This window comes from Loigolactobacillus backii, from assembly GCF_003946275.1.
Taxonomy (GTDB): domain Bacteria; phylum Bacillota; class Bacilli; order Lactobacillales; family Lactobacillaceae; genus Loigolactobacillus; species Loigolactobacillus backii.
In genome coordinates, this window is sequence record NZ_RHNQ01000017.1 from 1 (window position 1) to 14,430 (window position 14,430).

General features: G+C 42.9%; 13 protein-coding genes. 11 read left to right on the forward strand and 2 right to left on the reverse strand.

All coding sequences use genetic code 11. The annotated features are described in order from the left end of the window. Positions 1-117: 117 nt before the first annotated feature. Complete coding sequence (locus tag EKM61_RS04510; RefSeq protein WP_068224112.1) at positions 118-1,608, forward strand: flavocytochrome c; 1,491 nt, start codon at positions 118-120, stop codon at positions 1,606-1,608. Between the two features lie 188 nt (positions 1,609-1,796). Here EKM61_RS04510 and EKM61_RS04515 read toward each other — a convergent pair whose 3' ends face one another. Further along, entirely contained in the window at positions 1,797-2,666 is an 870-nt protein-coding gene (locus tag EKM61_RS04515; RefSeq protein WP_068224117.1) for a YitT family protein, read from the reverse strand. 118 nt (positions 2,667-2,784) lie between these two features. Between EKM61_RS04515 and dapB the strand changes: the two genes are divergently transcribed. The 5 genes from dapB (at position 2,785) to EKM61_RS04540 (ending at position 8,528) form a co-directional block, all read left to right on the forward strand. Further along, positions 2,785-3,573 carry a 4-hydroxy-tetrahydrodipicolinate reductase gene (gene dapB, locus EKM61_RS04520; RefSeq protein ID WP_068224120.1) on the forward strand — a complete coding sequence of 263 codons (789 nt, stop codon included), beginning with the start codon at positions 2,785-2,787 and terminating at the stop codon, positions 3,571-3,573. Next, the gene (locus tag EKM61_RS04525) at positions 3,570-4,778 is read left to right on the forward strand and encodes a CCA tRNA nucleotidyltransferase (protein WP_068224123.1); all 1,209 of its coding nucleotides are present in this window, start codon (positions 3,570-3,572) and stop codon (positions 4,776-4,778) included. Before dapB ends, EKM61_RS04525 begins: the two co-directional genes overlap by 4 nt. A gap of 396 nt (positions 4,779-5,174) precedes the next feature. Further along, a complete protein-coding gene (locus EKM61_RS04530) occupies positions 5,175-7,058 on the forward strand; it encodes an ABC-F family ATP-binding cassette domain-containing protein (RefSeq protein WP_068224126.1) in 1,884 nt (627 codons plus the stop codon). Between the two features lie 15 nt (positions 7,059-7,073). Further along, positions 7,074-8,021, forward strand: coding sequence for a thymidylate synthase (locus tag EKM61_RS04535; protein WP_068226214.1), 948 nt, complete (start codon positions 7,074-7,076; stop codon positions 8,019-8,021). Positions 8,022-8,033: 12 nt separating this feature from the next. Beyond that, on the forward strand, positions 8,034-8,528 hold the full coding sequence (locus EKM61_RS04540) for a dihydrofolate reductase (protein WP_068280573.1): 495 nt from the start codon (positions 8,034-8,036) through the stop codon (positions 8,526-8,528). 606 nt (positions 8,529-9,134) lie between these two features. Here the strand turns inward: EKM61_RS04540 and trhA are convergent. Then, the gene (gene trhA, locus EKM61_RS04545) at positions 9,135-9,782 is read right to left on the reverse strand and encodes a PAQR family membrane homeostasis protein TrhA (RefSeq protein ID WP_068224133.1); all 648 of its coding nucleotides are present in this window, start codon (positions 9,780-9,782) and stop codon (positions 9,135-9,137) included. A 153-nt stretch (positions 9,783-9,935) separates the two neighbouring features. Here trhA and EKM61_RS04550 point away from each other — a divergent pair, with 153 nt between their 5' ends. The 5 genes from EKM61_RS04550 (at position 9,936) to EKM61_RS04570 (ending at position 14,050) form a co-directional block, all read left to right on the forward strand. Next, positions 9,936-10,781 carry a DegV family protein gene (locus EKM61_RS04550; protein ID WP_068224134.1) on the forward strand — a complete coding sequence of 282 codons (846 nt, stop codon included), beginning with the start codon at positions 9,936-9,938 and terminating at the stop codon, positions 10,779-10,781. Positions 10,782-10,850: 69 nt separating this feature from the next. Beyond that, the gene (locus EKM61_RS04555) at positions 10,851-11,738 is read left to right on the forward strand and encodes an SGNH/GDSL hydrolase family protein (RefSeq protein ID WP_225359746.1); all 888 of its coding nucleotides are present in this window, start codon (positions 10,851-10,853) and stop codon (positions 11,736-11,738) included. Next, on the forward strand, positions 11,738-12,370 hold the full coding sequence (locus tag EKM61_RS04560) for a YpmS family protein (RefSeq protein ID WP_068224137.1): 633 nt from the start codon (positions 11,738-11,740) through the stop codon (positions 12,368-12,370). The genes EKM61_RS04555 and EKM61_RS04560 overlap by 1 nt, the downstream gene beginning before the upstream one ends. After that, positions 12,370-12,597, forward strand: coding sequence for a YozE family protein (locus tag EKM61_RS04565; RefSeq protein WP_068224139.1), 228 nt, complete (start codon positions 12,370-12,372; stop codon positions 12,595-12,597). Before EKM61_RS04560 ends, EKM61_RS04565 begins: the two co-directional genes overlap by 1 nt. Before the next feature lie 16 nt (positions 12,598-12,613). Then, positions 12,614-14,050 carry a S41 family peptidase gene (locus tag EKM61_RS04570; protein ID WP_068224141.1) on the forward strand — a complete coding sequence of 479 codons (1,437 nt, stop codon included), beginning with the start codon at positions 12,614-12,616 and terminating at the stop codon, positions 14,048-14,050. The last annotated feature ends 380 nt before the right edge of the window (positions 14,051-14,430 follow it).

Below are 14,430 nucleotides of genomic sequence, written 5' to 3' on the forward strand. Positions count from 1 at the left end.
GAGCTTGCGTTTATTTTTTTGCCAAAAAAGCCAATAACCACACGCCTTTGGCGTGATTATTAGCTTTCAAGTTTCAGTACAATATCTAATGTAGGATAAAAAGAGGAGGGCTATGTTGTGAAGCAAGGGAAGTTATTTACTGTTTTTGCGTCTGCGTTGTTGCTCGTTTCTAGTTCATTGGGTCTGGTCAGTGGGGTTAGTGCTGCCAGTAAGACGGATGTAACGACATCGGCGTCGAAGGCAAAGTACACGCCAGACAAGGATTTGAAGGGTAAGTACGATGTTGTTATTGTTGGGGCCGGTGGTGCTGGGATGGCGGCCGCTTTGTCTGCCAAGCAGAAGGGCTTGAACCCAGTTATTTTGGAGAAAATGCCAGTTGCTGGTGGCAATACGCTGAAGGCTTCATCGGGAATGAACGCTTCAGAGACCAAAGTTGAAAAGGCAAATGGTGTCAAGGATAGCAATAAACAATTTTACGAAGAAACGCTTAAGGGCGGCCAATACACGAATAATAAGGCACTTTTGCATTATATGGTAAATCACTCAGCGTCCGCGATTGATTGGTTAGATAGTATGGGCATGAAGCTTGATAAACTAACTATTTCTGGTGGGATGAGTGTTAAACGAACACACCGACCACATGATGGTTCAGCGGTCGGGCAGTATTTAGTCAATGGCTTACTGCGAAACGTTAAGGAAAAGAAAATTCCAGTATTCGTAAATGCTGATGTGACTAAAATTAACGAAAAGAATAACAAAGTTTCCGGTGTCAAAGTTGTTATGAATCAAGATAAGACGAAAACAATTAGTTCCAAGGCCGTGATTGTTACCACTGGTGGTTTTGGTGCTTCTAAGAAAATGATCAAACAATATCGGCCTGATCTAGCGAAATACGTGACGACTAATCAAGCTGGTAGTACTGGTGATGGGATTAAGATGATCAGAAAATTAGGCGGCTACACGGTTGATATGAATAAAATTCAAATTCACCCAACGGTTTATCAAAAGCCACCATATTTAATTGGTGAGGCAACTCGTGGTGAAGGCGGCATCTTGGTTAATAAACAAGGTGATCGTTTCACAAATGATATGTCTACCCGGGACAAGGTTTCGGCCGCAATTAACAAGCAATCCGGGAAGATGGCCTACGTTTTATTTGACGCCGGTGTAAAGCAACGTTCTTCAGCGATTGATGAGTACGAAAAGAAGGGCTTCACTAAGAAGGCCGCAACAGTTGAAGAATTGGCTAAGGAAATCAACGTCCCAGCCGCTGAATTACAAAAAACTGTGACAACTTGGAATCAGGCTGTTGCTAATAAGAAAGATACGCAGTTCCAGCGAACAACTGGTATGGATCATCAGTTGAATCAGGGACCTTACTACGCGATTCCAGTTGCGCCTGGTATTCATTACACAATGGGTGGCGTGAAGATTAACACTAAGACGCAAGTGCTCAAGAAGTCCGGCAAGGCAATTCCTGGTTTGTACGCTGCTGGTGAGGTTGCTGGTGGTTTGCACGGCAATAATCGAATTGGTGGGAACTCAGTTGCAGATATCATCGTGTTTGGTCGGCAAGCAGGTGACCAAGCAGCGGATTATTTGAAATAATTAATTAGGTTATAAACTAAAAACTGAGCAGCATGTCCGCAAATTAGACATGCTGCTCAGTTTTTGATTTCTATTCATTTTGGTCCTAACTGTCGTTGAAAATTAGTGTGACCAACCTTTTATTGACTGATTTAAACGTGCTTGAATAAGCAGTAGACGTTGTTTTTCCAACATGCGCCAACCCATCCCTAAAAAAACGATCGTCCCTTGCGTTTATAAGTAAAGCCCTCACCAATTGCCTCGTGAACGTTGATGATCGACACGAAGGCTTGCGGATCACGATAGGCAATAATTCGTTTGACGGCGGCGATTTCATTTGGTGCGACCACGCAATAAATGATTTGTTTTTGTTGATTTTGGAAGCCGCCGGTACCATTGAGAAAGCTAACGCCGCGTTCAAGTTGTTCCATGAGATCGCTGGAGATTGCTTGATAATTTTCACTGATGATTAGGACACCTTTGGCCGCGTACGCTCCTTGTTGGGTGAAATCAACGACTTGGGAGAAAATGAATGAGGCCAGCAGGGTGTACATCATGTGGCGAATATCTAGGTAGCTTAAGGATAATAGTAAAACAACGGTGTCAAAGATCAGCATTGTGCGGCCCATGGAAACGCCGCGGTTACGCTCGATAATTTTAGCAATCACGTCACTGCCACCAGTTGTGCCGCCGGAACGGTAGATTAAGCCGCTGCCGAAACCGCCGCAAAGCCCGGCCATGACACCAGCAATGAAGAGGTCGTGGTGCAGGTTGAGTTGAACGGGCAGTCGTTGCCAAATCCACAAGAAGACGGATAACATGACGGTTCCGTAAATGGTTAGAATTAAAGCGTGGCGACCTAAATATTTATAACCGATAAAAATTAACGGAATGTTAAGCACCAGGCTTGAGTAGGCGGGATTAATTTGGAACCAGTAACGCAAAATTAAAGTGATCCCGGTAATGCCACCCTCGGCCAAGTGACTGGCAATGTTAATGCTGACGAGGCCTAGTGCGTAGAGTGCACAGCCTAAAGTGATGAGCAATAAGTCTTGTAGTCTAATCCGTGTATTTTCCAAATAACCGCCTCCAAAGTAGCCCTCAATTGCATTATACCGAATTAAGCTAACTTTACCCGTTTTATTAGAAAGTAAATTTTGTTACTATAGAAGTATCTTGAAGAAAAGGGTGATCGGTTTGAAGAAAATTGTTGTCGCTGGTTTTAAAGGGCGCATGGGCTCTACCGCAGCAAAGATGGTTTTAGATAATGAAGATTTTGACTTAGTTGGGGTTTATGATCCACGAGCAACGGAGACAAGTCTCGCTGGGGATGCCACTTTTAATAACGTTGACGTGCCAGTTTTTACTGAACGCGAAGCTATTCTTAGCGTTAAGCCCGAGATTTGGATTGATTTCACCGTTCCCGCAGCTGCCGTTAAAAACACTAAGTTTGCCCTTGAACACGATATTTCACCAGTTGTGGGCACGACTGGCTTCACCGATGACGATGTTAAACAGTTACAGGCCATTGCCAAAAAGCGCCAAGTTGGTGGCCTAATCGCACCTAACTTTGGCTTAAGTGCCGTTTTAATGATGCAGTTTGCTAAGCAGGCAGCCAAATACTTCCCTGATGTTGAAATTATTGAAATGCACCACGATAATAAATTAGATGCCCCAAGTGGCACGGCTTTAAAGACGGCTGAAATGATGCAAAAAGAGCGGGGCGACAAGCCACAAGGTAATCCTGATGAAACTGAATCCTTACCTGGTGCGCGGGGTGCTAACTACCACGGCATGCGCATTCATAGTGTTCGCCTTCCTGGTTTAATTGCCCACCAACAGGTTCAGTTTGGCGCTGTCGGTGAAGGCTTGACGATTCGGCAGGATACCTATGATCGTGCTTCCTTCATGACTGGCGTTGCGTTAGCTTGTCGTAAGGTAACCGACCACCACGAATTATTTGATGGATTAGAGTATCTACTATGAAATTAAGCACCATTCCCGAAGAATTCACCCAAGCAATACCGATTATTCAGGCAATTGAACAGGCCGGTTATGCGGCTTATTTCGTTGGCGGTAGTGTTCGTGACGCCATTTTAGGTAATAAAAAAATTCACGATGTTGATATTGCCACCAGCGCCTACCCGGCCGAAGTGAAGGCTATTTTCCGGCGAACGATTGATACGGGCATTCAGCACGGCACGGTCACAGTGATGGAAAAGGACAATGCCTATGAGGTGACAACCTTTCGCACGGAATCCACTTACCAGGATTTTCGCCGGCCTGATCACGTTACCTTTGTCCGTTCTTTAGATGAAGATTTAAAACGCCGGGATTTCACGATTAACGCCTTAGCTTTGCGCCACGATGGCACGATCATTGATTTATTTGATGGCCTGACGGATTTGAAACACGGTTTGATTCGGGCAGTCGGTATTCCTGAGGAGCGTTTTCATGAAGACGCCTTACGCATGATGCGCGCAGTGCGTTTTCAAAGTCAGTTAAATTTTGAGCTTGAACCGTTGACTGAAGCGGCAATCGCTAAAGAACATGACTTGTTGGCCAAGATTGCGGTGGAACGAATTCACGAAGAATTTGTCAAACTATTATTGGGCCAAAATCGGGCGGCTGGTTTGAAAACTTTTGTCGAAACTGACCTCTACCAAAAATGCCCCGGTTTTCGTTCCGCCGGCGCCAATCTATTACGAATTGCCGACTTACCGGATAGTCGTCTAGTCCGCGAAAAGAGTGTCTGGCTACTGATTGCCTATGAATTAGGTTTGGACACAACGGCAACGCGGCAGCTATTAAAGCAGTGGAAATCGTCTAACGAATTAGTGAACAACGTTGGCAACAACGTCACTTTGCTGGCAAAATTTTTGGCCGATCACATAACTAACTGGGATTTATATGCTGCTGGTCGCGATAATTTATTGTCCGTTAATGAAGTTGCCACTTTGCTGGGTGCCGGCCAGACTCCGGCAACGTTGACGACGGTCTATTCGTCCTTAGCAATTCACGACAAGCACGAATTAGCCGTTAACGGCGCCAATTTAATTCAACAGGCTGGGGTTAAACCAGGTCCGTTATTAGGCGATATCTTGGCCAAACTGGAACGGCAAGTGGTGGAAAACCAGTTAGCTAATGATAAAGCTAGCTTGTTGGCGGCGGCAAAAGAACTTCTAAACTAAGGCGTGTTTGGAAAATAGCCTTAATTAGTGATTTTTCTAACCAATTTAGTTGAGTAAAGATGTTAAAATTGATTCTTTAGATGGTAAAACAGCAGATTGCGTTAACTGCTGTTTTATTTTTATCATTGGTTAATAAATGTTTTTTTGCAAATAGCTTACTGTGACTGGAATGTAGTTGAAGAGCGTGGTTACAGCGGTTAAATGCTATTACTGATAGCCGTTTAATTGGCGGAAACGTGTTTGGAAAAGCAGGTTCCTGCGGTTGGCTACAACAGCCAAATCACCTTTTTCAAAGGTGATTCGTCTGTTTAGGCCAATCCTCAGAACCTGAACGCTTTTCCAAACACTCTGTTTTTATAGTATGATGGACTGTGAATATAGTTGGGGAGAAAATGTATGCAAACTTTAGCAGTAGAAGATCTGACCAAAATTTATGGTGAAAAAACGCTGTTTGATCATATTTCGTTTATGATTAAGGAAGGCGACCGTATCGGTTTAATTGGAACTAACGGAACGGGGAAAACCACTTTACTGAACGCAATTACTGGTTTGGACAGCTATGATGCGGGGTCTGTGGTGACGCCGAAACAGTACCGAATTAGTTATTTGCAACAGATACCACAATTAAATGATGAGTTGTCAATCATGGCCGCTGTTTTTGCCGGGGATAACCCGATTTTTAAAACGATTCAAGAATACGAAGGTGCGCTGCAACAATTAGGGGAACAGGCCACTAATGAAAAAGTGCAGGACCGTTACACTAAGGCCGAACAGGCGATGAACCGTGATGACGCTTGGACGGCGGATACGCAAATTAAATCAATTTTAAATCAGCTTAAGATTACCGATCTCAATCAGAAGATTGGGACGCTATCCGGTGGGCAAAAAAAGCGGGTCGGTTTGGCGCAGGTATTGATTGAGGCGCCGGATCTATTAATCCTTGACGAACCTACCAATCATTTGGACTTTGAGTCAATTGCCTGGTTGGAGTCTTATTTAAGTAGTTACAAGGGTGCTTTGTTGGTCGTAACCCATGATCGTTATTTTCTTGATCGGGTGACTAATCAGATTTATGAGCTTTCTTTTGGTAAACTGGAGGCTTACACCGGCAACTATGAAAGCTACTTAGGGCAAAAAGTGAAGCGGGATGCGACTGAAAGTGAACAAGCCGCTAAGCAGAAGAAACTTTATAAAAAAGAATTAGATTGGATGCACGCTGGCGCCAAGGCACGTTCTACGAAACAGCAGGCCCGCATTAATCGCTTTAATGACCTGAAGGAATCGGTCAGTGGTGGCACGAATAGCCAAGATGATGTTGATATCAACCTGGGCCAGCAACGTTTGGGCAAAAAGGTGTTGCAACTTAAGGATGCAAGTCTGACTTTTCACGACCACGTGATTATGAAAAACTTCGACCTCATGATTCAAGGTGGCGCCCGCTTGGGAATTACCGGTGAAAATGGTGCCGGTAAGACAACCTTCCTAAACGCTTTGACGGGCAAGTTACCTTTAACTAGTGGCACCTTGATTCTCGGTGAAACGGTCAAAATTGGTTTTTATACGCAGATTACAGAACCGATGGATCCAGATAAACGCTTAATTACTTATTTGCAAGAAGTCGGTGAACAGGTCGTTAATAAAAATGGCGATACGGTGAGTGTGACGCAATTATTAGAACAGTTTCTTTTTCCACGATTTATGCACGGCACACTGATTCGCAAGCTATCTGGTGGTGAAAAACGCCGCCTGTATTTACTGAAAATTTTAATGACGCAACCGAACGTTTTATTACTCGATGAACCAACGAATAACCTTGATATTGGCACATTGACGGTGCTTGAAAATTATCTAAAAACCTTTAATGGTGCTGTTATCACAGTTTCACATGATCGTTATTTTCTTGATCACGTTGCGGATGAATTGTTGATCTTTGATGGCAGTGGTGAGATTGAACGTTTCACCGGCCAGCTATCGGATTACTTAAAAGAAGCCGCTAAACCAAAGCAAACTGCTCCTAAGGCGGCCCCAGCACAAAAAACACAAAGCACGGAACAGGCAAAAAAAGTTAAATTAACTTATAATGAAAAGAAAGAGTGGGCAACCATTGAAGCCACAATTGATGGACTTGAGCAACAACTCGAACAAGTTCAGAAAGAAATGGCCAACAATGGGGCCGATTATGGTAAGTTAGCGGAACAACAACAGTCAGTGGATGAGTTAAATCAACAGATTGAAGAAAAAATGCAACGGTGGGATTATTTGAGCCAGTACGCAAACTAAGGCGGTGCAATGAACTTGGAAGAGGAATATTTAAACCTAGCTCGTAAAATTTTGAAGGATGGTCACTATAAGGACGATCGGACCAATACTGGGACTTACAGTATTTTTGGCTACCAAATGCGTTTTGATTTAAGCCAAGGATTTCCTTTATTAACAACTAAAAAGGTGCCTTTCGGTCTCATTAAAAGTGAATTGCTCTGGTTCATTAAGGGCGACAGTAACATTCGTTATTTGTTACAGCACAAGAATCATATTTGGGATGAATGGGCTTTTGAGCGTTACGTGAATAGCAAAGATTACCAGGGCCCTGATATGACTGATTTTGGCCACCGGCACCTGAGCGATCCTGAATTTAATCAGCAATATCAAGAACAGATGCATTTGTTTGACGACCGAATTTTAGCTGATGAGGCTTTTGCCAAACAGTACGGCGAGCTGGGTAATATTTACGGTAAACAGTGGCGGGCTTGGAAAACGAGTCAGGGCACAACCATTGATCAACTTAAAAACGTTATTGATGCAATTAAGAAGACCCCGGATTCTCGGCGCCTGATCGTGTCGGCCTGGAATCCAGAAGATGTTCCCAATATGGCCTTGCCACCATGCCACACTATGTTTCAATTTTACGTTAACGATGGTAAATTAAGTTGTCAGCTTTACCAACGTAGTGGCGATGTTTTCCTTGGGGTACCGTTTAACATTGCGAGTTACGCGTTGTTAACAGCCTTAATCGCTCACGAAACTGGGCTTGAGGCTGGTGAATTTATTCACACGTTAGGCGACGCTCATATTTACAAAAACCACGTCAACCAAATTGAAGAGCAATTGCGGCGGGAAGTCCGACCAGCACCAACGTTAGTCTTAAATCCTGACAAGCAAAGTATTTTCGACTTTGACGTCAGCGATATTAAGGTAACGAACTATGATCCGCAGCCGGCCATTAAAGCGCCAGTTGCGGTGTAATGAGGTGAGCAAATGTTAGCTTATATGTGGGCTGAAGATAAGAATCACTTGATTGGCGCAAAGGGTGCTTTGCCCTGGCATTTACCTGCCGATTTGAAACATTTTAAGGATGTTACTATGGGTAAGCCAGTCATTATGGGGCGCAAAACTTTTGTCGGAATGGAACAGGCACTGCCTAATCGACTTAATATTGTATTAACGCGAAAAAAAGAATTGACCGTCCCTGATGGCGTTATGGTGCTTCACAGTAAGCAGGCCGTTTTGGATTTTGCGGACCTACACAACGATGAAGAAGTTATGATTATTGGCGGTGCTAAGATTTTCAGTTTATTCGCCGATGTTGTGCAGCGCCTGTACATTACGCGCATTGATGGTGCTTTTTCGGGCGATACGTACATGCCAGAGCTTAATTGGAAAGCTTTTGAAATGATCGACCATTTTGATGGCAAAGTTGATCAGGACAACAAGTACCCGTATACGTTTGCGACTTACCAACGGAAGAGCTAAGGCTTGCCGCGAAGGTAGAATTAGTTTGGTTGATTGAAAAATAATGTAAAAGTTATTTAAAAAGTATGTTAAAAAACGCGAAATGGAGGCCGAAATTGGTCGTCTATTTCGCGTTTGTGTTTTTTGGATTGTTTGTTGTAGGTGAAGTTATGTTTGAAAATTGGCTTTGATTGGATTTAGTCTGGCCAATTTGGCGGAAACGTGTTTGAAAAAGCAGATTATTGCGTATAGCTACGCCGGTCGAACGATCCGCTGCGCGTCTCTTTTCGCCCGGCTGCCATGTTTCTTGCGGTGACTGAGACGAACTTAGTCGAGGAAACACAGTTATGGACTTTATAACTGTGCTCCCTAGTTTTCGCCACAAGAATGGTCAACGTCCGTAGCATCAAAGAATATTGGCGTTCTTCGCTAATATTCCTCCTACATTGCGGAGTAGTAGGCTATACTTCATAATCTGAACGCTTTATCAAACACTCTCGACTAAAATGTGCCTAAAAAGGCAGCTTCCTGCGCTTAGCTACAATCGCCAAATAATTCATTGCATGAATTATTCGTCAATTTAGGCTAATGCTCAGAAGCTAGACGCCTTTTGAGGCACTCTGCTTTTTATACAAACAACAAAATCGAAAAGTACATGAAGCCTGTTCCTAGTAGAACAAATAGGTGCCAGATGACGTGGATGAATTTGATTCTGGGGAAGCTATAGAGGACTGCGCCTAGGGTGAAGGCCACTCCTCCGGCGACTAGTAGCCAGAAGCCAATTGGGCCTAGGTGCTGGTAAAGTGGTTTCATGGCGACTAGGCAGCCCCAGCCCATTAGCACGTATATGACGGTTGTTAAGTGATTTAATTTATTGCCGGCAATTGATTTAAAGATAACGCCAAATATCGCTAAGGTCCAAATCACGGCACATAAGACGTAACCCAGTGTATTGTGTAACGCGATTAGGCAATATGGCGTGTATGATCCGGCGATGAGTAAGTAGATACTGCAATGATCAAATACTTGGAAAACGTGCTTGGCCCGGGTAAAAATTAGACTATGAAATAAAGTCGAACTGAGATAAAGGATCATGAGCGTAATGCCGTAAATTGTGTAAGCAATTGTTTGACCAACTGTGTTAGCTTTGATCAACAAAAAAATTAGGCCGACGACACTTAAAACAAAGCCAATACCGTGAGTTACTGCATTTAGGACTTCATTGACGATGAGGTAGCGCCGAGAAAATGGTGACTGCTGAAAAGTACCATGCATAACTGTTACTCCATTCTTTAATTTTTAGCTGTAGCAGTGAAAAACAGAATTTAATCTGCTATACTAGTCAATATTAGATAAATACCATGTCCACAATTTCATTGTAGCATGGTTTAAAAAACCTTAGTAAGAAAGTGTGGCTGAATAAAAGTCATGGCAACTATAAAAATTGTAACCGATTCTTCGGTTCAACTCACACCAGAAGAAATTGAACAGAATCACATCACTGTTATACCGTTGTCCGTTATGATCGACGACACGGTGTACGTGGATGGTAAGACAATTACTCGTCCTAAGTTTATTGAATTAATGGGTCAGGCGAAGGCTTTGCCCAAAACCAGTCAGCCGCCAATTGGCGAATTTATTGAGCTCTTTGATCAGCTGGGTGAAGATGGCAGTCAGGTTATTGCCCTTCATATGACGGATGCCATTAGTGGTACCGTTAATACAGCGCGCCAAGCAGCTCAATTAAGCAAAAGCGACGTTACCGTTCTAGATTCCCGGGAAACTGATCGCGGGATGGCTTTTCAGGTCTTAACGGCTGCTCGGATGGCCCAACAAGGAAAAACCAAGGCCGAGATTTTAGCTGCTTTAGAACGGGTTAAGGGCAGTACTAAACTTTATATGGCAGTTATGACCTTAGACAATATTGTTAAGGGTGGTCGGGTTAGCCGGGTAACTGGTTTGATCTCCAACATTCTTAATATGAAGGTTATCTTTGAGATGGTCGATGGTGAACTACAAGTTCGAACCAAAGGCCGGGGCATGAAGACCGTTAACAATTTTATGCGCGAATTAATTGCCAAGTTGGAAAAAATTCCGAATATCAAGGAAATTGGTATTTCCCACGTGGCCGCGGATAAGGTAGTTAATGGGTTTAAAGCCGATTTGGAGAAGGCGTTACCTAAAGTTCCTGTCTTAGTTCGCGACACAAGTCCGATTATCGCAACTTATGCCGGGCTAGGCGCTTTTGCCATTATGTATTACACGGAAGATTAATGATTTTTAAAGGGCGTAGACGTTATTTGTCGTAGCCCTTTTATTTTTAAATTGTAAGGAGTTGGCAAGTTGAAAGTCCTGAAGCGATTACGGGATATCTTGCTTGCACTAGTTGTACTGGGAATTGTTGCGCTAGGCGTTTACTTTGGGTTTAACCATTTTTATCCAGAAACTGTGCAGCAAAAGACCCACCAGGTGACCAAAAAGAAGCAACCAGCTAAAAAGAGCCAAATTAATTTGGTGGCATTAGGTGATTCGTTAACGCAGGGTGTTGGTGATCAGAACAAGGCTGGCGGGTACGTGGGCATGATTAAGCACTCGTTAGTGGATAAGGATCAGGTTCAGGTTAAAACAGCCAACTACGGGGTTGCTGGCGATACGAGTACTCAGATCGATCACCGCTTGCAATCCCAAGCAGCAATTCAGACCTCGCTCAAAAAAGCAGATGTCATTGTGATGACAGTTGGCGGTAATGATCTGATGGGTGTTGTCAAAAAGGATATGCTTGATACTAACGAAAAGGATATTCAAGTGGCGCAAAAAAGTTACACCGCACACTTAACGACCTTGCTGGGGCACGTGCGGCAATATAATGCTAAGGCACCGATCTTTTTGTACAGTATCTACAATCCTTTTTACGTTTATTTCCCTAAAATGACTAAAATGCAGGATGCCGTTGTGAGCTGGAATACAACGTCACAACAAGTTTTGCAACAGAGCCAACCTAGTCATTTCGTCAATATTTGTAATCTAATGTCTAAAAGCTCAGTTTTAACGAAACAAGCTAAGGACAGTAGTGGTGGCAGCAGTAGTAGTAATAGTAGCAGTAGCGATAAAAAGAATCCGTTAATTTCGACTGAGGATAACTTTCACCCCAACGTGACGGGCTATCGGAAAATGACGCAAAAATTATACACTAGCATGCAGCAAAACCAGAAAGAGTGGCTAGAAAAATAGTGACAACAAGAACACAAAAAAAGACGAAGCCAACGCCAACTAGTTTTAATATTTGGAAATGGCTTTTTATAATCTTAGTGGCAATTATCGTCGGTACCGGCGTCTATTTTGGCCACAAAATAACCCAACCACCGGCCCAGACCGCCCCGAATGAACAATTAATTAAGCGCCAAGCAACTTTTTCGGTTAATTTAAATAAATCCCAAGTGAACGATGTTATCGGTTATTATTTAAACCACTATTTGAAGAAAACCAAGATTAAATACACTTTCGATCTTGGCGATCAGGCCGTCTTAAAGGGCAAATTCAAATTATTGGGTTACGGCGTGCCCTTTAGTATTTACCTGGATCCGTACGTGATGGAAAATGGTGATGTTCAATTAAAGGCCAAGCGAATGGAAATCGGCGCGTTATCCGTGCCAATTAAAGTTGTGATGAATTACATTGGCAATAGTTATAAATTCCCTAAGTGGGTCGTTTTGAATAGTAAAAAAGAGACGATTCAACTGCGACTTAATCAGTTTAAGATGAAAAACGGGATGCAGATCAAGGCTAAGAAAATCGACCTAGCAAATAATAAAATCAATTTAGATGTTTATCTGCCCCAGGTAACCAGTGAAGGAGGACAATGATGCGAAAAAGTTTCTATCAATTTTTAATGACGCAACGTAACCCTAACAGTCATGATGAAGTTGCGGAGTTTGCGGCAAATGCTTTTTTTGATCAAAGCTTTCCTAAGTTAGAAGAGGATTACGATAAAATTTCCAAATACCTTGAAGAAAACGGTGGTTATTTACCGACGATGACAATCTTCGATGAGGCGTTTCAACGATATCAGGAACAGGCAAGTTCACTGTAGTTAGCGGAGGCAAGTTATGGCACAGAAGAAGCGTAAACGGCAGGTTCGCCTGCCTATTTTTATTAGTTCAGTTGTATTAGCGTTTGTCGTGGGTGTTTTTGGTACGGTGATTTTGTTAACCGCCCACTTTAATGCGCAACAGGCAGCAACTGGGAGTTATCCAGCGGGCTTTGAAAAGCTAAATGCAGTTTACCAAACGATTGACCAAAATTATTATAAAAAGGTCAGCAAAAAGAAATTAATGAATGGGGCCATTAACGGCATGATTAGTAGCCTAGGCGACCCATATTCAGAGTACTTAACTGGCAGTGATGCTGGCGATCTTAACAACACAATTTCTGGTAATTTTGAAGGAATTGGGGCCGAAGTTCAAAAAGCTGGCGGTCGCATTCAGATCATTTCGCCGATTGCTGGTAGTCCGGCCAAAAAAGCGGGCTTACGGGCCAATGACGTTATTATGTCAATTAATGGTGACTCAACTTCTGGTTTGACGGTTAATCAAGCCGTCGCCAAAATTCGCGGTAAAAAAGGCACTGACGTCAAATTAACGATTAAACGAGGCGACCATAATTTTAATGTCACCGTTAAACGCGATGTCATTCCGGTTAAAACCGTTAACGCCCATATCGTCAAGAAACAACCAACTGTTGGCTACATTCAGATCACGACTTTCTCTAACCCAACCTTTAAAGAAATGAAAACGGCGGTTAAAAAATTACGGAGTGAAGGGGCCAAATCCTTTATTGTCGATGTTCGGGGCAACCCTGGCGGCTTAATGGATCAAGCACTGAAGATTTCTAGTATGTTCCTGAAAAATGGTCAAACCATCATGAAGGTTCAACCACGGACAGGCCAACCAGAAGTTTATAAGGCCAGTAAGAAGAAGGACGGCGGCTTTAAGATTACTGAGCCAACTACCGTTTTGATCGATGACGGTAGTGCCTCAGCTGCCGAAATCTTCTCGGCCGCTTTAAATCAATCGGCCCACGACCCATTAGTTGGGACTAAGTCGTTCGGTAAGGGCACTGTCCAAAACGTCACTAACTTTAAGGATAAGAGTGAATTCAAAATCACGATTGCCAAATGGTTAACGCCAAACGGTGATTGGATCAACAAAAAGGGCCTAACGCCAACAACGAAGGCCGATTATCCAAGTTACGCCTATCTGTCAGTGGTCAACGGCAAGAAAACTTACCAACAAGGTGACGTTAATACCAATATCAAGACGCTGCAAAAGGCCCTAACTGCCTTAGACCAGAACCCAGGCGAAGCAAACGGCTACTTTAGTCCGCAAACCGAGCAAGCAGTGAAAGCTTACCAAGCCACTGCCAAATTACCTCAAACTGGTAAACTTGATCCAGCCACAATTGACAAAATGCAAGTTGCCTTGACTCAGAAAATCAGCCAAAATGATGTCCCACTAGAAAAAGCATTAGCACAAATGAAAAAATAACGACTAACTTTAACGGAGATTACCTATGTAGTGATTTAGTGGTTGAAGCCATTAAGTTGTAACTCTGTTGAGTTAAGTTTGTTTGAATAGTGCTAAGGTTTCAGAATTCGATTAACGTAAAGCCCTTTAAATAGGGCTTTTTGTTTGGCTAAAAAAATTACACTGCGTAAAATTTTGCTAGATCGAGTAGTAAAAAGGCGTATTTTGCCCAATTATTCGAATCTTTCGTTAAAACCAATTCATGATTCTTACAGTACTGCTGGGGACATTTTGGATACTAATAGGCCTATCACTTCCCCTTTATGCGAAGTTGAACTACAATGAAGTATATTGACGTAATCGCTTTCACCAAAAACCTGATGTTTGCGGTCAATAAAATT